Source organism: Pseudoduganella sp. UC29_71 (genome assembly GCF_042693265.1).
In the GTDB taxonomy this organism is placed as follows: Bacteria; Pseudomonadota; Gammaproteobacteria; order Burkholderiales; family Burkholderiaceae_D; genus Rugamonas.
Genome location: NZ_CP170549.1, coordinates 5,563,724 through 5,582,325 on the forward strand (window position 1 = coordinate 5,563,724; position 18,602 = coordinate 5,582,325).

The window sequence follows — 18,602 nt, forward strand, 5'->3', positions numbered from 1 at the left end:
GGTTTATACCTTTTTGAGACGCGAGTTGTGAATGCTGTAGCCGAAGTAGGTAGCCACCGCCACCAGCATCCAGATGGTGAAGATCACCTTGGTGGCGTGCGACAGGTTGACCATCAGGTAGGCGCAGGCGGCGATGCTCAGGGCCGGCACGAAGTAGGCGCCGCCGGGGACGCGGAAGCCGCCCTTGGTCGGGATGCCGGCCGCGCGGTCCTTGCGGCGCAGCACGGGCACAGCCACCGACACGATGATGAAGGCGGTCAGCGTGCCCATGGAGACCATGTCCCACAGGAAGGTGGAGTCGACCAGGCCGGCCACCACGCCCACCACCACGCATACGATCAGCGTGTTGCTGACCGGGGAGTGGGTTTTCGGGTTCACGGTCTGGAAGGCTTTCGGCACCAGGCCGTCCTTCGAGATGGCGTACAGGATGCGGGTCTGGCCGTAGATGGTCACCAGGGTCACGGAGAACACCGAGATCACGGCGCCGGCCGACAGGATCAGCGCGGGCCATGCCTTGCCGGTGACGTTCTGCAGGATCACCGCCAGGCCGGCGGCCTGGCCTTCAAACTTGTGCGCCGGCTGTGCGCCCATGGCAGCGACGGCCACCAGCAGGTAGAACACGGTGACGATGACCAGCGCGCTCAGGATGCCGATGGGGACGTTGCGCTTGGGGTTGCGCACTTCCTCGCCGGCGGTGGCGATGGTGTCCAGGCCGATAAACGAGAAGAACACCGTGCCCGCCGCGGCAGCGATGCCGGTGGCGCCGGGCAGCCATTCGCCGCTCACCGGCTTCAGGAATGGCGTGAAGTTGTTGGTGTCGAAGCCGCTCAGCGCAACCGCCGCGAAGAACACCAGGATGGCCAACTTCACCAGCACCATGATGGCGTTGGTGGTGGCGGACTCCTTGGTGCCGCGCACCAGCAGCACGCAGCACATGGCCACCAGCACCATCGGCGGCAGGTTGAAGTGGCCTGCGTTCCATGCCCAGCCGGTGGGCGTGGCCAGTATCATCGGCGTGCGCAGGGTTTCGGGTATCTGCCAGCCGATGGCGTTGACGAGGAAGTTGTTCAGATAGTCCGACCAGCCGATCGCCGTGGCGCTGGCCGCCAATCCATATTCAAGCAGCAGGCAGAAGGCGACGATGAAGGCCAGGAACTCGCCCACGGTGCTGTAGGCGAAGGAATAGGCGGAACCGGAAGCGGGTATGCGGAACGACAGCTCGGCGTAGCACAGCGCGGTCAGGCCTGCGGTGATGGCCGCCAGCAGGAAGGACAGGATGACCGAGGGGCCGGCCTTGGGCACCGCTTCCACCATGGTGAAGAAAATGCCGGTACCGATGGTGGCGCCGACGCCTATCATGGTCAGCGAGAACAGGCCCATGGAACGGGCCAGGCCTCCGGTGTGGGTGTCGCCTTGTTCGGCGTGCAAACCGACCGGCTTGGTACGAGTCAATTTCTGGGCCAGCGTTTGAGTCACAGGCATTCCTTGTATGGTATGTAGCCGCCGCGCCGGTTGTGCCGCCGCGCTCTGCTGATGGGTACGGTCAAAAACAAGCGATTATAGGGCTTTACGCGGCGGCCGCCACGAGGAATTTTGTACAAGAATGGCAACAATGTTGTTGCGTTAAGACGCGTTCGGCGGCGCCGTCAGGTGCGGACATCAGCGCGGGCATCAGCGCTGCATCAGCGCTGGCCGAGCCGGGTGCTGCCGAACAAATCCTTCAGTTCGCGCGGCTGCGAACGCCAGTACTGCGGCGGCGCCTGCACCTGCGCGCCCAGCTTGGCGGCGGCGTGCCACGGCCAGCGCGGGTCGTACAGCATGGCGCGCGCCAGCGCCACCACGTCCGCGTCTTCCTGGGCCACGATGGATTCGGCGTGCTCCGGCTCCGTCACCAGCCCCACGCCGATGGTGGGCAGGCCGGTGGCGTGCTTGATGCGGCGCGCGAAGTGGATCTGGTAGCCCGGTCCCAGCGGGATCTGCTGCAGCGGCGAGACGCCGCCGCTGGACACATGGATGAAGTGCGCGCCGGCCTGCTGCAGCTCGAGCGCGAAGGCCACGCTCTGTTCAATGTCCCAGCCGCCCTGCACCCAGTCCGACGCTGAAATGCGCATGCCCACGCAAACGGATGCCGGCACCGCAGCGCGCACCGCGCGCAGCACCTCCAGCGGGAAGCGCATGCGGTTCTCCAGCGAGCCGCCATACTGGTCGGTGCGCTGGTTGGACAGCGGCGACAGGAACTGGTGCAGCAGGTAGCCGTGCGCGCCGTGCAGCTCAATGCCTTCGATGCCCAGCGCATGCACGCGGCGCGCAGCGGCCACGAAGTCGTCCTTCACTTTTTGCAGCCCCGCCTCGTCCAGCGCCAGCGGCGCATGCTCGCCCGGCGCGTGCGGCACGGCGGACGGCGCCACGGTCTGCCAGCCGCCCGCCGACGGCGGCACGCTCGCCCCGCCTTCCCACGGCCGCTGGCTGGACGCCTTGCGGCCCGCGTGGCCTAGCTGCACCGCCAGCGGCATGGCCGAATACGCGCGGATGGCCCGCACCACCGGCGCCAGCGCGGCCTGGTGCGCGTCCGACCACAGGCCCAGGTCCCAGGCCGAGATGCGGCCCTCTGGCGAGACGGCGGTCGCTTCCGTCATCAGCAGGCCGGCGCCGGACAGGGCCAGCTGGCCCAGGTGGATCATGTGCCAGTCCGTGGCCAGGCCGTCGTGCGCCGAGTACTGGCACATGGGCGCGACGGCAATGCGGTTGGCCAGCTTCAGCGGGCCGAGTGCATAGGGTGTGAACAGCTGGCTCATGGCGCTCTCCGTGCAGGAAAAGACGCCAGTGTACCGCCACTTCAAGTCCCTCGTTACAGTTGCTTACTTTTGATACAGCGCCATGTATAGCTTGCGGCGTGACGGCTCGCTAATCTTGAGTCTCGGCAAAAAATACAAAGGAGATCATCATGGCGATCATTAAAAAAATCCCCACTGTCAGCAACCGCTTTTCCGCGTTGAGCGCAGGCGCTGCGATCTCCGTCATTGCGCTGTGCATGGCCGGCACCGCGGCCATCGCCGGCTGGCTGCCCGCCCACCCGCGCGCCGTCGACAGCGACAACGACATGCCACCGGTTTCCTCCGCTCCCCAGGCGTCCCCGATTGCGGCTCCGGTTGCAGCACCCGTTGCTGCCCCTGCGCCCGACCGTTCCATGCAGCCGCGCGTGCGCCGCGCCGCGCATGTCACCTCCACTACCTAGCGTAAAAAGCAGGCACAAAAACAACAGCACTTCAAAGCAACTTTCATCCGACAAGGGGCGCGGCCATAGGGCAGCGCCCCTTTTTTTCGCCTGCTCATTTTCTGCGCTTTGTTTTACCTATGAAACGCTGATTTTTATTTGAGACAAAGTGCTGGATTCCTGAAAAATGTCTGCTATATTTCAATCACATTACAACCCACATACGAAGCACCGTTTTATATGTGGAACACATGATTGTGAGAGACATGATGATCGAAATCGAATTCCGCAACGTCGGCAAGAGTTTCATCGACCGGCAAACCTCACAGCCGCGCGCAGCGGTTAGCAACGTCAACATTTCCATCCGCAGTGGAGAGGTGGTCTCCATCATCGGCCCGTCCGGCTGCGGCAAAAGCACCCTGCTGAACATGGGCGCCGGCCTGTACCTGCCGACCGTGGGCGAGGTCTACGTGGGCGGCGAACTGGTGACCAAGCCGGTGAAGAAAGTCGCCTTCATGCTGCAAAAGGATTTGCTGATGCCTTGGCGCACCATCCGCGCCAACGTGGGACTGGGCCTGGAGATCGACGGCGTGCCGGCCAGGGAGCGCGACCTGGCGGCCAACGCGCTGCTGGCCAAGTGCCACCTGAAAGGCTTTGAAGGCCACTACCCCTACCAGCTGTCCGGCGGCATGCGCCAGCGCGCCGCGCTGGCCCGCACCCTGGCGGTGGACCCGCACGTGCTGCTGCTGGACGAGCCTTTCTCCGCGCTGGACGCGCAGACCAAGATGATCCTGCAGCAGGACCTGGCGCAGATGCTGTACGAGAAGCAGCGCACCGCGCTGTTCATCACCCACGACCTGATCGAAGCGATCGCCCTGTCCGACCGCCTGCTGGTGATGAGCGAACGGCCCGGCACCGTGATCGAGGAAATCGTGGTCGATCTGCCGCACCGCAACGACCCGCTGGCGCGCCGCAAGCTGCCTGAAATCGGTCCCCTGGCGGGACGCCTGATGGAGCTGCTGAAAGTGGGCAAGGACCAGGAAGCCGAACTGCATTAATTTCTACGATCGCTGTAAAGATTATCCCTCAGGAGTGTTATATGAGCATGCATAAAATCCTCGCTTCGGCCGCCTGCGCCGTCGCCATGGCCTTCGCCGCAGCACCCGTCATGGCGGCGCCTGAAGAAGTCACCTACCTGCTGCCGGCGCCGCCGAACACCCCGGCCTTCGCGCCGTGGATGATCGCGCAGCAAAAAGGCTATTACGCCGAAGAGAACCTGAAGGTGACCTTCGTTGCGGCCAAGGGCGGCGTGGACGTGGCCAAGCAGATCGGCGCGGGCAACGCGGTGATCGGCGGCGCCATCGGCGACACCCCCATCATCGTGCGCGCCAACGGCGTGCCGGTCAAAGCCATCGCGGTGCTGGGCGCCGGCTCGCTGACCATGGTGGGCGTACACCAGGGCGGCGGCATCAAGTCGCTGGCCGACCTGAAGGGCAAGACCATCACCGTCATGTCCTACACCGACACCACCTACTACGCGCTGCTGGGCAATATGAAGCACGTGGACCTGGGCAAGAGCGACGCCGCCATCCAGGCTGCCGGCCCGTCCGGCGTGTGGCAGGTGTTCGCGGCCGGCAAATCGCAGGCGCTGGCCGGCGTGCCGGACTGGATCGTCAGCGCCACCGACGCCGGCGCCAAGGTGGACATCATCGAGACCAACGGCTTCAAGTCCATGGCGCAGGCCATCCTGGCCTCCGACGACACCATCAAGAACAAGCCGGAGCTGCTCAAGCGCCTGGTGCGCGCCACCCTGCGCGGCATGGAAGACATCATGAAGGACCCGAAAGCGGCCACCGCCGCCTACGTGGAAGCCGTGCCTTCCTACAAGGGCAAGGAAGCGAGCATCGAGCAGATCTTCAATATGTACCGCAAATACGTGTACGCCAACCAGAAGCCGCTGGGCCAGATCGACGCCGCGCGCATGGACAGCGTGCAGAAGTTCTACGTCAGCGAAGGCATCGTCTCCAAGGCGGCCGCCGTCAACGACCTGTTCACCAACCAGTTCATCGGGACGGCACGCTAAATGGATACCGCAACCTCTCTCCCCACCACCATGTCCACGCCTGCCAAGACCGCCCCGCTGCTGAGCGAGAAGACCCGCACCGTGCTGGGCAGCCTGCTGGTGCTGGCGATTTTCCTGGCAGCGTGGGAATGGGGTCCCGGCGCGCTGGGCATGCCCGAGTTCATCCTGCCGCGCTTCTCGCGCGTGATGCAGGAATCGGTCTTCATGTGGAAGAACAGCGACCTGCTGGGCCACTTCGGCATCACCGCCATGGAAGTGGTGATCGGCTTCGCCCTCGGCTCCCTGCTCGGCCTCGCGGTCGGCGTGGCGCTGGGCCTGTCGCCGCGCGCCGAAGCCATGCTGTCGCCCTACATCCTGGCGCTGCAGATCGCACCCAAGGTCGCCTTCGCGCCGCTGTTCGTCATGTGGCTGGGCTACACCATCTACCCGAAGATCATCGTCGCCGTGCTGATCGTGTTCTTCCCCGTGATGATCAACGTGCTGTCGGCCATCCGCACGGTGGACCCGGACATGGTGAACCTGGTGCGCACGCTGAACGCCTCGCGCTGGCAGATCTTCTGCCTGGTGGAGTTCCGCTCCGCCATGCCGGCCCTGTTCTCCGGCCTGCGCATCGCCTCCACGCTGGCCGTGATCGGCGTGACGGTGGGCGAACTGGTGGGCGGCAACCAGGGCCTGGGCTTCCTGCTGGTCGATGGCGAAGGCCAGGGCAACACCGCCGCCGTGTTCGTGGCCATCTGCGCACTGACGCTGACCGGCATCGTCACCTACGGCGCCGTGGTCTGGGCGGAGCGGCGCGTGCTGCACTACCTGCCCAAAGCCGCCACCAGCACGAAGTAAAGGAACCGAGATGACTACTACTCAATTGACTGCCCCCCAACTGCTGGCCGGCCGCAAGGTGCTCGTCACCGGCGCGGCGCGCGGCCTGGGCCTGGCCTTCGCCACCGCCATCGCCGAAGCCGGCGCCACCGTGGCGCTGGCCGACATCCTGCACGACACGCTGGCCGCCTCGGTGACCGCGCTGCGCGAACGCGGCCTGCAGGTGCACGGCTTCCCGCTCGACATGGCCGATCCGGCATCGATCGACGCCTGCGCCGCGGCGGCCGTGGCCCGGCTGGGCGGCCTCGATGGCCTGGTCAACAACGCCGCCATCACCAATTCCGGCGGCAAGCCGTCCGGGCAGATCGAGATCGGCACCTGGGACAAGGTGATGGAAGTGAACGTGCGCGGCACCTGGCTGATGACCAATGCCTGCCTGCCCGCGCTGCGCGCCTCAGGCAGCGGCGCCATCGTCAACCTGGCCTCGGACACGCCGCTGTGGGGCGCGCCCAACCTGATGGCCTACGTGGCCAGCAAGGGCGCCATCATCGGCATGACGCGCTCGCTGGCGCGCGAGGAAGGCGCCCACAACATCACCGTCAACGCAGTGGCGCCGGGCCTGACCAAAGTGGAAGCGACCGAATACGTGCCGGCCCAGCGCTACCAGACCTACCAGGACGGACGCGCGCTGCAGCGCCTGCAGTTGCCGGAAGACGTGACCGGCGCGGTGCTGTTTGCGCTGTCCGGCCTGTCCCGCTTCGTCACCGGACAAGTCCTTGCCGTCAACGGCGGCTTCGTTATGAACTAATCAGGAGTAATTATGAGCGACGTATCCGAACAAAAGCAGATCCAGCGCAGCTGGGACCAGCCGCAAGGCGCCTCCTTCGAGGAATGGATGAACACGCGCGTGGCGCGCTTCTCCACCCGCAAGTACGACTGGAACGCGCTGAAGTTCCAGGCCGACTACGACCCGAAATACCGCCGCGCGCAGATGCGCTACATCGGCACCGGCGGCACCGGCGTGGCCAACGACAGCAGCGTGATCCCGTCCGAGCACTTCACCTTCTCCACCATGATCATCCCGGCCGGCCATGAAGGCCCGCCGCACGTGCACGTGGACGTGGAAGAAGTGTTCTTCGTCCTGCGCGGCAAGCTGAAGCTGGTGCTGGAAAAGGACGGCGAGCGCTACGAGACCATCCTGACCGACCGCGACGTGGTGTCGATTCCGCCCGGCGTGTACCGCGAAGAGATCAACATCGGCGAGGAAGACGCGCTGATGTGCGTGATGCTGGGCGCGCAGAAGCCGGTCACGCCAACTTATCCGCCAGAGCACCCGCTGGCCAGCATCAAGCGAGGCTGAGATGAATTTTGCCGGCATCAGCGCCATGGCACCGGAAGCGGACAGCTTGCAGCACGCCCTGTCCCTGCTGGAGCGCCATTTCGCGGAACGCACCGTCGCCGTTGAAGGCGGCGTGGTGAGCTACCGCGAGATCGCCCCGGCGCCGGGCGCACCGTCGGCGCAGCCTGCGCAATCCACCGCGCAGTCCGCCACGCCGCCTGTCATCGTGCTGCTGCACGGCATAGGCTCGGGCGCCGCCTCCTGGCTGCCTTGCGCGCTGGCGCTGGCCGCCGCCGCGCCGGGCAGCCGCATCATCGCCTGGAACGCTCCCGGCTACGGCAGCTCCTCGGTGCTGCCGGCCGCCCGTCCCGGCGCCGACGCTTATGCCGCCCGCCTGCGCCAGCTGCTGCAGGCACTGGGCGTCGGCCGCTGCGTGCTGGTGGGCCACTCGCTGGGCGCGATGATGGCCTCGGCCTACGCTGCCGCCTATCCCACCACGCTGGACAAGCTGGTGCTGCTCAGCCCCGCGCGCGGCTACGGCCAGGCGGCGCGGCTCGAGCAAGGCGCGCAAGTGGCGCGCGAGCGCCTGTCCGCGGTGGGCGAGCTGGGCGTGCACGGCATGGCCACGCAGCGCTCCAGCCGCCTGCTGTCGGGCGGCGCAACGACCGAACAGCGCGACTGGGTACGCTGGAACATGGCGCAGCTGAACCTGCCCGGCTACACGCAGGCGGTGCACCTGCTGTGCGGCGACGCCATCGAGAATTACGCGCTGTCCGGCGCCGTGTGCGCCGTGGCTTCGGTCCACTGCGGCAGCGCCGACAACGTCACCACGCCGGCCGACTGCCGCCTGGTGGCCGAGCGCCACGGAATGCCCTTTGCATTGATAGACCAGGCTGGCCATGCCTGCTACGTAGAGCAGCCCACGGCTGCCACGGCCGCCATCCTGAACTGAACAACCACTACTAACGGGACATCACATGAACAACAAGCCTGAACAAGCGGAAGACGACAGCGCCGACAAGTACACGGTGCCCGGCCTGGAGCGCGGCCTGCGCCTGCTGTGTGAATTCAGCCGCCACGAGAAGACCCTGTCCGCGCCGGAACTGGCCAAGCGCCTGGACGTGCCGCGTTCCACCGTGTTCCGCCTGCTGACCACGCTGGAGCGCATGGGCTTCGTCGAGCGCGCAGAAGGCGGCCGCGATTACCGCCTCGGCATGGCCGTGCTGCGCATGGGCTTTGAATACCTGGCGTCGCTGGAGCTGACCGAAATCGGCCGCCCGCTGCTGGAGCGCCTGCGCGACGAAATCGGCTACTCCACCACGCTGGTGGTGCGCGACGCGCGCAACATCGTGTACGTGGCCAAGTCCAGCACGCCGGCGCCCTTCGTCAGCACCGTCAACGTCGGCACCCGCCTGCCCGCCCACGCCACCGTGCTGGGCCGCGTGCTGCTGCAGGACCTGACCCTGCCGCAGCTGCGCGAACTGTATCCGGAAGAGCACCTGAAGGTGTATTCGGAAAGCACCCCGCACACGGTGCTGGACCTGTTCAACCTGCTGCAGCAGGACCGCGAGCGCGGCTACGTATGGGAGCAGGGCTTCTTCGAGCGCGGCATTTCCACCATGGCCGCGCCGGTGCGCGACCACAGCGGCAAGGTGGTCGCCGCGCTGGGCGCCACGATTCCCGATCCGCACATCGGCGCGGAACACCTGGAGCGCGTGGTGGCGCAAGTGCGCGGCAGCGCCGACGAGTTGTCCCGCCTGCTGGACCACGCGCCGACCGAAACCGCGCAGATCGTCAACCTGTGGCAACGCTAAGCAGCACTGAACAACGGAGCACATGATGAGCATGACTAATCTTGCAGGCCGGGTGGCGGTGGTGACGGGCGGTTCGTCCGGCATCGGCTACGCCACCGTGGAACTGCTGCTCGACGCCGGCGCCGCCGTGGCCCTGTGCGGCCGCGACGCCGCCCGCCTGGAAACGGCCGTGGCCAGCCTGCGCGAGCGCTTCCCCGCCGCGCACCTGCTGGCGCAAAGCTGCGACGTGCTGGCGCCGGAACAGGTGGCCGCTTTCGCCGCCCGCGTGCAGCGGGAGCTGGGCGCCGCGTCCATCCTGGTCAACAACGCCGGCCAGGGCCGCGTGTCGACCTTCGCCGACACCGGCGACGAAGCGTGGATGGAGGAATTGCGCCTGAAATTTTTCTCCATCATCCACCCTACCCGCGCCTTCCTGCCGCAGCTGAAAACCGGGCCCGATGCCGCCGTGGTGTGCGTCAACTCGCTGCTGGCGGTGCAGCCGGAGCCGCACATGGTGGCCACGTCCGCCGCGCGCGCCGGGGTGCACAACCTGGTGCGCTCGCTGGCCACCGAATTCGCGCCGCACGGCGTGCGCGTGAACGGCATCCTGATCGGCCTGGTGGAATCGGGCCAGTGGAAGCGCCGCTTCGACGCCCGCCCTTCGGAAGAGCAGGACCTGGACTGGGCCGCGTGGACGCGCCGCCTGGCGCAGAAAAAACAAATTCAAATCGGCCGTCTCGGCCTCCCCGAAGAAGCAGCGCGCGCCATCATGTTCCTGGCCTCTCCGCTCTCTTCCTACACTACCGGCAGCCATATCGACGTCTCTGGAGGACTTTCACGCCATGTTTAATACCAAACAAATCACCGTCGGCGGCGCCATCGCCGCTTTCCTCGAACAGTGCGGCGTCAAAGCTGCGTTCGGCGTGATCTCCATCCACAACATGCCCATCCTGGACGCCTTCGGCGAACGCGGCCAGATCCGCTTCGTGCCGGCACGCGGCGAAGCGGGCGGCGCCAACATGGCCGACGCCTACGCCCGCAGCACCGGCGGCCTGGGCGTGTGCCTGACCTCGACCGGCACGGCGGCGGGCAACGCCGCCGGCGCCATGGTGGAAGCGCTCACCGCCGGCACGCCGCTGCTGCACCTGACCGGCCAGATCGAAACGCCTTACCTGGACCAGAGCCTGTCCTATATCCACGAAGCGCCGGACCAGCTGACCATGCTGAAGGCCGTGTCGAAAGCCGCCTTCCGCATCCGCAGCACGGACACCGCGCTGAGCACCGTGAAGCAGGCGGTCCAGATCGCGCTGACGCCGCCGATGGGTCCCGTCAGCGTGGAAATCCCGATCGACATCCAGGCCGCGCTGATCGACATGCCGTCCGACTTCAAGCCGCTGCCCATCCAGCGCAACGAGCCGTCCGTGCACGCGCTGGACGAACTGGCCGCGCAGCTGAAGAAGGCCAAGCGCCCCATGCTGTGGCTGGGCGGCGGCAGCCGCGGCGCCTCGAAGCAGGTGCAGCGCCTGCTGGACATGGGCTTCGGCGTGGTCACCACCACCCAGGGCCGCGGCGTTGTCCCGGAGGACGACCCGCGTTCGCTGGGCGCGTTCAACCTGCACAAGCCGGTGGAGAATTTCTACCAGACCTGCGACGCCATGCTGGTGGTGGGCTCGCGCCTGCGCGGCAATGAAACGCTGAAGTACGAACTGAAGCTGCCGCGCGCGCTGTACCGCATCGACGCCGATCCGGCCGCCGAAGGCCGCTGCTACAAGAGCGACTACTTCGTTTGCGGCGACGCGGAACTGGCGCTGGAGGGGCTGGCAGACCGCCTGGAAGGCAAGATGAGCATAGCCCCCACCTTCATCGCCGACCTGCAGGCCGCCCGCGCAGTGGCCGTGGCCGGCCTGGTGGACGGCCTCGGTCCCTACAGCGCGCTGGTGGACCAGCTGCAGGAAGCGGCCGGCCGCCGCTTCAACTGGGTGCGCGACGTGACGGTGTCGAACTCCACCTGGGGCAACCGCTACCTGCGCATCTTCGATCCGCTGGCAGGCGTGCACGCGCTGGGCGGCGGCATCGGCCAGGGCCTGGCCATGGGCATCGGCGCGGCCATTGGCGCGGCCGTCACCAAGTCCGGCAAGAAGACCTTCACGCTGGCCGGCGACGGCGGCTTCATCCTGAACCTGGGCGAGCTGGCCACGGCGGTGCAGGAAAAGGCCGACATGGTCATCGTGCTGATGAACGACAGGGGCTACGGCGTAATCAAGAACATCCAGGACGTGCAGTACGGCGGCCGCCGCCACTACGTGGACCTGCACACGCCGGACTACGCCGAGCTGTCGCACTCGCTGCAGCTGCGCCACGCCCGCGTGAGCAATCTGGCCGATGTCGAGGGTGGGCTGAACGCGGCGCTGCGCAGCGCGCTGTCCGAGCCGGGTCCCTTCCTGCTGGAGATCGACATGCTGTCGATCGGCAGCTTCAAGACTGCCTTCGCCGGTCCTCCTGTGAAAGCCGCCGAACCTGCGTCCGCCCCAGCCGAAGCCACCGCTTAAGGAGCCGCCATGCTGCATGTATCGATGATAGGTTGCGGCGCCATCGGCGTCGGTGTGATGGAGCTGCTGAAAAGCGATCCCGAGGTGGTGTTCGACCTGGTGATCGTGCCGCAGTCCGGGCTGGAACATGCCGGCGCCACCGTGCGCGAACTGTGCCCGCACACCCGCGTGGACGTGGGCCTGAACGGCAGCCGTCCCGACCTGCTGATCGAATGCGCCGGCCACCTCGCCATCGAGGAGCACATCATCCCGGCGCTGGCAAGCGGCATTCCGTGCATGGTGGTGTCGGTGGGCGCGCTGTCCGAGCAAGGCCTGGCTGAAAAATTGGAGCAGGCGGCGCAGCGCGGCAAGACGCAGGTGCAGCTGCTGTCCGGCGCCATCGGCGCCATCGACGCGCTGTCGGCGGCCCGCATCGGCGGCCTGGACTCGGTGGTCTACACCGGCCGCAAGCCGCCCCGCGCATGGAAGGACACGCCCGCCGAGCAGGTGGTGGACCTGGATGCGCTGACGCAGGCCACCGTGATCTTCGAAGGCACGGCGCGCGAAGCGGCGCGCCTGTACCCGAAGAACGCCAACGTGGCGGCCACGCTGTCGCTGGCGGGCCTGGGCCTGGACCACACGCAGGTGCGCCTGCTGGCCGACCCCGGCGTGACGGAAAACGTCCACCACGTGGAAGCGAGCGGCGCCTTTGGCGGCTTCGAGCTGACCATGCGCGGCAAGCCGCTGGCGGCCAATCCCAAGACTTCCGCGCTGACGGTGTTCAGCGTGGTGCGCGCCCTGAACAACCGCGCGCACGCACTTTCGATCTAAGGGAACACAGATGAACCCCAACATCACCCAAGCAATCTGCGTGGCAGGCGAATGGCGCCTCGGCGGCGGCGACAAGTACGCCACGCTGTACCCCGCCACCGGCGAACCGGTGGCCTACCTGAACGCCGCCAGCGTCGGCGACGTGAACGAAGCCATCGAGCGCGCCGACCATGCCTTCCGCACCAGCGGCTGGGCGCAGCGCAAGCCGCACGAGCGCGCGGCAGTGCTGAACAAGGTGGCGCAGCTGATCCGCGAACGCGGCGAGGAACTGGCGCAACTGCAGCGCCTGGACAACGGCAAGCCGATCACCGAAACGCGCAACCTGGTGGCCAGCGCCGCCGCCACCTTCCAGTTCTTCGCCGCCGCTTGCGAAACGCTGGAGGAAACCATCACCCCGGCGCGCGGCGACAACCTCACCATGAGCGTGTATGAGCCCATGGGCGTGGTGGCCGCCATCACGCCGTGGAACTCGCCCATCGCCAGCGAAGCGCAGAAGATGGCGCCGGCACTGGCGGCAGGCAACGCGGTGGTGGTCAAGCCCGCCGAAGTGACGCCGCTGGCCGCGCTGGAACTGGCGCGCATCTGCATCGAGGCGGGCGTGCCGGCCGGCCTGATCAGCGTATTGCCCGGCAAGGGCTCGGTGATCGGCGACGCCATCACGCTGCATCCGCTGGTCAAGCGCGTGTCCTTCACCGGCGGCACCAGCACCGGCAAGCACATCGCCCATATCGCGGCGGACAAGATGATGCCGGTGTCGCTGGAACTGGGCGGCAAGTCGCCCACCATCGTGTTCGAGGACGCGGACATCGACCACGCCGTGGCCGGCGTGCTGTACGGGATCTTCAGCAGCTCGGGCGAATCGTGCATCGCCGGCTCGCGCCTGTTCGTGGCGCACAGCATCTACGACAGCTTCATGGAGCGCCTGGCCGCCGGCGCTGCCGCGCTGCGCGTGGGCGACCCTGCCGACGAGAAAACGCAGCTCGGCCCGCTGATCACCGCACGCCACCGCGACAGCATCGAGTCCTATGTGGCGCTGGGCGTGGCCGAGGGCGGCCGCATCCGCGTCGGCGGCATGCGTCCACAGGGCGCCGCCTACGACAAGGGCAACTACTACCTGCCCACCATCATCGAAGACGTGCGGAACGACTGGCGCATCTGCCAGGAAGAGATCTTCGGCCCGGTGCTGGTGGCCATGCCCTTCGCGGACGAACAAGACCTGATCCGCCAGGCCAACGACAGCGTGTACGCGCTGGCCGCCGGCATCTGGACCCAGGACTACAAGAAGGCCTGGCGCTACGCCCGCGCGGTGCAGGCCGGGAACGTGTGGATCAACACTTACAAGCAGTTTTCGATTTCGACCCCGTTCGGCGGCTGGCGCGACAGCGGCCTGGGACGCGAGAAGGGTCGGCTCGGCATTCTGCAGTACATGGAACAGAAAAGCGTCTACTGGGGCATGAACGACATGCCGCTGCCGTGGGCGCAGGGAGCGAAATAATGGATGTCCTTGGCATTGATGAAATCACCTATGGCGCGGACGACCTGCCCGCCTGCAAAACCTTCTTCTCCGACTGGGGCTTGAAGCTGGTGGAAGAAACCGACAGCCTGCTGGCTTTCGAAACCCTGAACGGCTGCCGCGTGCTGGTGCGCCGCTCGGACGACCCGGCGCTGCCGCCCGCCATCGAGGCCGGCCCGACGCTGCGCGAAGTGGTGTGGGGCGTATCCTCGGCCGACGTGATGGACCGCTTCGGCGCCATCGTGCGCGAACTGCCCGGCGCCTACGCGGACGCAGCCGCCGGCCGCATCGGCTGCACCGACCCGAACGGCCTGGCCGTGCGCTTCCAGGTGACGCGCAAGTGCGACGTGGACGTGGACTGCGCCCAGATGAACACCTGGTCGCACCGCCCGCGCGTGAACCAGCGCAGCCCGGCCTACGAGCGCGCCACGCCGATCGAAGTGGGCCATGTGGTGTTCTTCGTGAAGGACGTGGCGGCCTGCGAGGCCTTCTACCGCAAGCACTTCGGCTTCGTGCAGTCGGACAGCTATCCCGGCCGCGGCGCCTTCCTGCGCTGCGCCGACGTGGGCGGACACCACGACCTGTTCCTGCTGCAGACGCCCGATCCAAAGGCCGGCCTGAACCACGTGGCCTTCACCGTGCGCGATATCCACGAAGTGTTCGGCGGCGGCATGCACATGTCGCGCCAGGGCTGGGATACGCAGCTGGGACCGGGCCGCCATCCGATTTCGTCGGCCTACTTCTGGTACTTCAAGAATCCGGCCGGCGGCCTGATCGAGTACTACGCCGACGAGGACCAGCTGGACGAGCACTGGGAGCCGCGCGAATTCGAACCCGGCCCCACGGTATTCGCCGAGTGGGCCATCGAAGGCGGCCTGGATGGCAATACCCGCCGCCAGCGCCACGCGAAAGCGCCCGAAGGCAAATTCCTGACTGACAAACCAAAGTCCTGAATCCGGAACAAGGAGAACCATCATGCAAGAACGTTATCTCACCGTGCACCAGACCCGCCGCCGTGAACCCACCGGCTACGAGGACCTGCTGGGCGATTCCATCGAACGCGCCTTCGCGTCCGGCATCGCCGACCTCACCGCGCTGGTGGCGCACTTGAACCGCACCGGCCCCGGCTTCCCCGGCGGCGGCGCGTGGACCGAAGAAGGATACCAGGCCGAAGTTGCGCGCCTGGCCGCTGAATGCTGATCAGGAAGGACAAGCCATGAGAACCGTAGCCAACGACCCAGTAGACGCCGTGCTCGCAGCCGGCCTGAAAGACCTGTGGTATCCGATTTGCCCGTCGAGCTTCATCGCCGAGCGTCCCGTCTCGCTGCGCCGCTTGGGCCGCAAATTCGTGCTGTGGCGCGAAGCGAGCGGCAAGCTGCACGCGCTGGAAGACCATTGCCCGCACCGCGGCGCGCCGCTGTCCAAAGGCATCGCGCTGGGCGACCGCATCGCCTGCGGCTACCACGGCGTGCAGGTGCGCTTCGACGGCGTGGTGACCAGCGTGCCGGGCAGCCCCGGCTGCAAGCTGGAAGGCGCCAAGGCCACGCGCGCCTTCCACGTGCAGGAAGCGGCCGGCGCCATCTTCCTCTACAACGCCAGCAAGGACGTGGCGGAACCGCCGCCGCTGGAACTGCCGCCGGAACTGAGCGCGCCCGAGTACTCCAACTTCCTGTGCTATGCCGAATGGAACGGAGACTACCGCTACGTGCTGGACAACGTGCTCGATCCGATGCACGGCACCTTCCTGCACAAGCAGTCGCACTCCATGGCCGAGGGCGAATCGACCGCCGCCTTCCGCGTGCGCGACACCGACACCGGCTTTGTCTTCGAGAAGGAAGGCCAGCGCGGCGTGAACTTCGACTGGACCGAATACGCCGAAACCGGCATCCAGTGGATGCGCCTGGAGATTCCATATCCGAAGACCGGCGGCCCGGGCGGCAACTTCATCATCATCGGCGGCTACGCGCCGATGGAAGAAGGCGCCACCGCCGTGTTCTTCTGGCGCGTGCGCAAGGTGGACGGCTGGCAGCGCGACACCTGGCGCTTCCTGTACAAGAACCGCCTGGAGGCGCGCCACTGGCACGTGCTGGAGCAGGACCGCGAGATCCTGGAAGCGATGGAGCCGGACGCCAACCAGCGCGAAATGCTGTACCAGCACGACATGGGCATCGTGCGCCTGCGCCGCCACCTGCGCAACCTGGCCAAGGCGCAGATCGCCGCCGCCGAGGAAAAGACGGCCTAAATCATTAAAGAGTATCGGGAGCTATCGCCATGAGTAACAGCCAACAGATCACCGTGCGCGTGCAAGCCATGCGCTTCGAAGCGCAGGGCATCGTCAGCGTGGAGCTGGTGTCGCCGGAAGGCGCCGAACTGCCAGCCTTCGCGGCCGGCGCGCACATCGACCTGCACCTGCCGAACGGCGTGGTGCGCAGCTATTCGCTGTCGAACTCCCCGCTGGAACGTCGCCGCTATGTGATCGGCGTGCTGCACGACCGGAACTCGCGCGGCGGCTCGCGTTATGTGCACGAGCAGCTGCGGGTGGGCTCCACGATACAGATCGGCACGCCGCGCAACAACTTCCCGCTCGACGAGTCGGCCGCGCACACGGTGCTGATCGCCGGCGGCATCGGCATCACGCCGATCTACAGCATGTTCAACGAACTGCGCCGCATGGGCAAGTCGGTGGAGCTGCTGTACTGCGCGCGCAGCCGCAAGGAGGCCGCCTTTGTCGACCAGCTGGTGGCCGAGGGCCGGGCGCAAACCCACTTCGACCAGGAAGCGGGCGGCCCGCCGGACCTGCGCGGCTACCTGGCCGGCAAGTCCGCCGCGGCGCACTTCTACTGCTGCGGCCCGACGCCGATGCTGAATGCGTTCGAAAGCATCTGCGCGGAGCTGAAGCTGCCCAACGTGCATATCGAGCGCTTCGCTCCCGCCGAGCCGGTGGTGGCGATGCAGGGCAGCGAATACGAATGCCAGCTGGCCAGGTCGCAGAAGATGGTGATGGTCCCGGCCGGGAAGTCGCTGCTGGACGCGCTGCTGGAAGCGGGCATCGACGTGGACCACAGCTGCCGCGAAGGCGTGTGCGGCTCGTGCGAAACGGCGGTGCTGGACGGCGTGCCGGAACACCGCGACGGTGTGCTGACCAAGGCCGAGCGCGAGTCGGGCAAGACCATGATGGTCTGCGTATCGGGCTGCAAGGGGAACCGGCTTGTGCTCGACCTGTGACGGCGGGTTAGCACGTAGCGCGTAACCCGCAAAGCGCACCACCGGACCACTCCGGTTTTTTTTGCGCCCCATTCAAGTTTGAAACGACGTTTTATCCATGAAACGCGGCTCATGCCGCCCATAACAAAAGGGGAGTACCGATGAAGAAGCACATCCACGCCGCAGCAGCCGTCGCCACCATCATCACCGGCGGCGCAGCGCAGGCGCAAAGCAACGTCACCATCTACGGCAGCCTGGATGCGGGCGTGGCTTACGTGAGCAACCTGAATGGCCAGTCGGTCACGCGCGTCGACCAGGGCACCATGCAGCCGGACCGCTTCGGCTTCCGCGGCGTGGAAGACCTGGGCGGCGGCCTGAAAGCCGTGTTCCAGCTGGAGGGCGGCTTCGCCACCGACACCGGCGCCAGCGTCAATGCCACCAAGCTGTTCAACCGCACCACCATGGTCGGCCTGTCCGGCAATTTCGGCAGCGTCACCGTGGGCAATATGCCGGACATCGTGTTCGACTACGCGGGCAAATTGAGCAACGGCTTCCAGCTGACGAACTTCTACCTTTTCCACCCCGGTAACCTGGACACGCTGGCCAACACCTACCAGTACAACAACGTGGTGCGCTACACCTCGCCGTCCATGAACGGCCTGACCGTGAGCGCCATGGTGGGCCTGGGCGAACAGGCCGGCGACAGCAGCAAGGGCCGCAACACCAGCGCCGGCGCCAGCTACGTGAACGGCCCGCTGCGCCTGGCGCTGGCCTACAGCAAGCAGAACGACCGCGCCGCAGGCTACGCGGGCGCCTTCCTGTCCACGCTCAACCTGGGCAACGCGGGCACGGTGTTCAGCAGCCTGACCACCTGGGCGGCCGGCGGCGGCTACAAGGTCGGCGACTGGCGCCTGAATGCGCTGTACACGCAAAGCACGGTGGACCTGCCGGCGTCCAGCTTCAAGCAAAAGAACGCGGACCTGGGCGCGGCCTGGAACTACAACCCGCTGAACACCCTGAACTTCGGCTACACCCGCTCCAAGCTGGAAGGCGCCAAGTACGACCAGTTCAGCATCAGCAATGCGTATGCCTTCTCCAAGCGCACCGAGTTCTACGTGCAGGCAGCCTATCAGAAGGCCGGCGGCACGGCGCGCTTCGCGCTGCAGAACAACACCGGCGCGGCTGATGGCCGCAACCAGCTGGTGACCACGGTAGGCGTGCACCACTCCTTCTGATCCCGTTCGCATTGCCACGCCGCGCCGCCCCGTTCCGGGCCGCGCG

At 66.7% G+C, this 18,602-nt stretch carries 19 protein-coding genes; 17 read left to right on the plus strand and 2 right to left on the minus strand.

The genetic code is table 11. The features are described 5' to 3' along the window. Positions 1–3: 3 nt before the first annotated feature. Entirely contained in the window at positions 4–1,476 is a 1,473-nt protein-coding gene (locus ACFJI2_RS24790) for an APC family permease (RefSeq protein WP_377702325.1), read from the minus strand. 206 nt (positions 1,477–1,682) lie between these two features. After that, on the minus strand, positions 1,683–2,795 hold the full coding sequence (locus tag ACFJI2_RS24795) for an NADH:flavin oxidoreductase/NADH oxidase (protein WP_377702326.1): 1,113 nt from the start codon (positions 2,793–2,795) through the stop codon (positions 1,683–1,685). A 149-nt stretch (positions 2,796–2,944) separates the two neighbouring features. On the opposite strand from ACFJI2_RS24795, the gene ACFJI2_RS24800 reads away from it, so the two are divergent. From ACFJI2_RS24800 to ACFJI2_RS24880, 17 genes are all read left to right on the plus strand, one after another. Beyond that, entirely contained in the window at positions 2,945–3,235 is a 291-nt protein-coding gene (locus tag ACFJI2_RS24800; RefSeq protein ID WP_132375781.1) for a hypothetical protein, read from the plus strand. 245 nt (positions 3,236–3,480) lie between these two features. Continuing rightward, positions 3,481–4,272 (plus strand): ABC transporter ATP-binding protein, encoded by a 792-nt coding sequence (locus tag ACFJI2_RS24805; protein ID WP_377702327.1) that lies wholly within the window; start codon positions 3,481–3,483, stop codon positions 4,270–4,272. 47 nt (positions 4,273–4,319) lie between these two features. Continuing rightward, positions 4,320–5,297 carry an ABC transporter substrate-binding protein gene (locus ACFJI2_RS24810; protein ID WP_377705902.1) on the plus strand — a complete coding sequence of 326 codons (978 nt, stop codon included), beginning with the start codon at positions 4,320–4,322 and terminating at the stop codon, positions 5,295–5,297. After that, positions 5,298–6,134 (plus strand): ABC transporter permease, encoded by an 837-nt coding sequence (locus ACFJI2_RS24815; protein ID WP_107873437.1) that lies wholly within the window; start codon positions 5,298–5,300, stop codon positions 6,132–6,134. A 10-nt stretch (positions 6,135–6,144) separates the two neighbouring features. Beyond that, positions 6,145–6,921 carry an SDR family oxidoreductase gene (locus ACFJI2_RS24820; protein ID WP_377702328.1) on the plus strand — a complete coding sequence of 259 codons (777 nt, stop codon included), beginning with the start codon at positions 6,145–6,147 and terminating at the stop codon, positions 6,919–6,921. A gap of 12 nt (positions 6,922–6,933) precedes the next feature. After that, positions 6,934–7,473 (plus strand): cupin domain-containing protein, encoded by a 540-nt coding sequence (locus ACFJI2_RS24825; RefSeq protein ID WP_107873433.1) that lies wholly within the window; start codon positions 6,934–6,936, stop codon positions 7,471–7,473. 1 nt (position 7,474) lies between these two features. Next, entirely contained in the window at positions 7,475–8,404 is a 930-nt protein-coding gene (locus ACFJI2_RS24830) for an alpha/beta fold hydrolase (RefSeq protein ID WP_377702329.1), read from the plus strand. 25 nt (positions 8,405–8,429) lie between these two features. Continuing rightward, a complete protein-coding gene (locus ACFJI2_RS24835) occupies positions 8,430–9,266 on the plus strand; it encodes an IclR family transcriptional regulator (protein WP_107873429.1) in 837 nt (278 codons plus the stop codon). A gap of 25 nt (positions 9,267–9,291) precedes the next feature. Further along, complete coding sequence (locus ACFJI2_RS24840) at positions 9,292–10,095, plus strand: SDR family oxidoreductase (RefSeq protein WP_377702330.1); 804 nt, start codon at positions 9,292–9,294, stop codon at positions 10,093–10,095. Beyond that, positions 10,088–11,794, plus strand: coding sequence for a thiamine pyrophosphate-binding protein (locus tag ACFJI2_RS24845; RefSeq protein ID WP_377702331.1), 1,707 nt, complete (start codon positions 10,088–10,090; stop codon positions 11,792–11,794). Before ACFJI2_RS24840 ends, ACFJI2_RS24845 begins: the two co-directional genes overlap by 8 nt. Positions 11,795–11,803: 9 nt before the next feature. After that, on the plus strand, positions 11,804–12,604 hold the full coding sequence (locus ACFJI2_RS24850) for an aspartate dehydrogenase (protein ID WP_377702332.1): 801 nt from the start codon (positions 11,804–11,806) through the stop codon (positions 12,602–12,604). Between the two features lie 10 nt (positions 12,605–12,614). After that, positions 12,615–14,099 carry an aldehyde dehydrogenase gene (locus ACFJI2_RS24855; RefSeq protein ID WP_377702333.1) on the plus strand — a complete coding sequence of 495 codons (1,485 nt, stop codon included), beginning with the start codon at positions 12,615–12,617 and terminating at the stop codon, positions 14,097–14,099. Continuing rightward, positions 14,099–15,070 carry a VOC family protein gene (locus ACFJI2_RS24860; RefSeq protein ID WP_377702334.1) on the plus strand — a complete coding sequence of 324 codons (972 nt, stop codon included), beginning with the start codon at positions 14,099–14,101 and terminating at the stop codon, positions 15,068–15,070. Before ACFJI2_RS24855 ends, ACFJI2_RS24860 begins: the two co-directional genes overlap by 1 nt. 22 nt (positions 15,071–15,092) lie before the next feature. Further along, positions 15,093–15,317: a recombinase-like helix-turn-helix domain-containing protein gene (locus ACFJI2_RS24865; RefSeq protein WP_057152692.1), complete on the plus strand. Its 225-nt coding sequence runs from the start codon at positions 15,093–15,095 to the stop codon at positions 15,315–15,317. A gap of 16 nt (positions 15,318–15,333) precedes the next feature. Next, positions 15,334–16,359 carry a Rieske 2Fe-2S domain-containing protein gene (locus ACFJI2_RS24870; RefSeq protein WP_377702335.1) on the plus strand — a complete coding sequence of 342 codons (1,026 nt, stop codon included), beginning with the start codon at positions 15,334–15,336 and terminating at the stop codon, positions 16,357–16,359. A gap of 29 nt (positions 16,360–16,388) precedes the next feature. Next, complete coding sequence (locus tag ACFJI2_RS24875) at positions 16,389–17,342, plus strand: PDR/VanB family oxidoreductase (RefSeq protein WP_377702336.1); 954 nt, start codon at positions 16,389–16,391, stop codon at positions 17,340–17,342. Between the two features lie 140 nt (positions 17,343–17,482). Next, a complete protein-coding gene (locus ACFJI2_RS24880; RefSeq protein WP_377702337.1) occupies positions 17,483–18,556 on the plus strand; it encodes a porin in 1,074 nt (357 codons plus the stop codon). The last annotated feature ends 46 nt before the right edge of the window (positions 18,557–18,602 follow it).

What these genes read in the sequence shown, in the direction of transcription:
- ACFJI2_RS24830 (WP_377702329.1), top strand. Translation starts at nt 7,475, where the DNA reads ATGAATTTTGCCGGCATCAGCGCCATGGCACCGGAAGCGGACAGCTTG.
- ACFJI2_RS24825 (WP_107873433.1), top strand. Translation starts at nt 6,934, where the DNA reads ATGAGCGACGTATCCGAACAAAAGCAGATCCAGCGCAGCTGGGACCAG.
- ACFJI2_RS24850 (WP_377702332.1), top strand. Translation starts at nt 11,804, where the DNA reads ATGCTGCATGTATCGATGATAGGTTGCGGCGCCATCGGCGTCGGTGTG.
- ACFJI2_RS24820 (WP_377702328.1), top strand. Translation starts at nt 6,145, where the DNA reads ATGACTACTACTCAATTGACTGCCCCCCAACTGCTGGCCGGCCGCAAG.
- ACFJI2_RS24840 (WP_377702330.1), top strand. Translation starts at nt 9,292, where the DNA reads ATGAGCATGACTAATCTTGCAGGCCGGGTGGCGGTGGTGACGGGCGGT.
- ACFJI2_RS24845 (WP_377702331.1), top strand. Translation starts at nt 10,088, where the DNA reads ATGTTTAATACCAAACAAATCACCGTCGGCGGCGCCATCGCCGCTTTC.
- ACFJI2_RS24795 (WP_377702326.1), bottom strand. Translation starts at nt 2,795, where the DNA reads ATGAGCCAGCTGTTCACACCCTATGCACTCGGCCCGCTGAAGCTGGCC.
- ACFJI2_RS24880 (WP_377702337.1), top strand. Translation starts at nt 17,483, where the DNA reads ATGAAGAAGCACATCCACGCCGCAGCAGCCGTCGCCACCATCATCACC.
- ACFJI2_RS24815 (WP_107873437.1), top strand. Translation starts at nt 5,298, where the DNA reads ATGGATACCGCAACCTCTCTCCCCACCACCATGTCCACGCCTGCCAAG.
- ACFJI2_RS24810 (WP_377705902.1), top strand. Translation starts at nt 4,320, where the DNA reads ATGCATAAAATCCTCGCTTCGGCCGCCTGCGCCGTCGCCATGGCCTTC.
- ACFJI2_RS24805 (WP_377702327.1), top strand. Translation starts at nt 3,481, where the DNA reads ATGATGATCGAAATCGAATTCCGCAACGTCGGCAAGAGTTTCATCGAC.
- ACFJI2_RS24860 (WP_377702334.1), top strand. Translation starts at nt 14,099, where the DNA reads ATGGATGTCCTTGGCATTGATGAAATCACCTATGGCGCGGACGACCTG.
- ACFJI2_RS24855 (WP_377702333.1), top strand. Translation starts at nt 12,615, where the DNA reads ATGAACCCCAACATCACCCAAGCAATCTGCGTGGCAGGCGAATGGCGC.
- ACFJI2_RS24875 (WP_377702336.1), top strand. Translation starts at nt 16,389, where the DNA reads ATGAGTAACAGCCAACAGATCACCGTGCGCGTGCAAGCCATGCGCTTC.
- ACFJI2_RS24870 (WP_377702335.1), top strand. Translation starts at nt 15,334, where the DNA reads ATGAGAACCGTAGCCAACGACCCAGTAGACGCCGTGCTCGCAGCCGGC.
- ACFJI2_RS24835 (WP_107873429.1), top strand. Translation starts at nt 8,430, where the DNA reads ATGAACAACAAGCCTGAACAAGCGGAAGACGACAGCGCCGACAAGTAC.
- ACFJI2_RS24800 (WP_132375781.1), top strand. Translation starts at nt 2,945, where the DNA reads ATGGCGATCATTAAAAAAATCCCCACTGTCAGCAACCGCTTTTCCGCG.
- ACFJI2_RS24865 (WP_057152692.1), top strand. Translation starts at nt 15,093, where the DNA reads ATGCAAGAACGTTATCTCACCGTGCACCAGACCCGCCGCCGTGAACCC.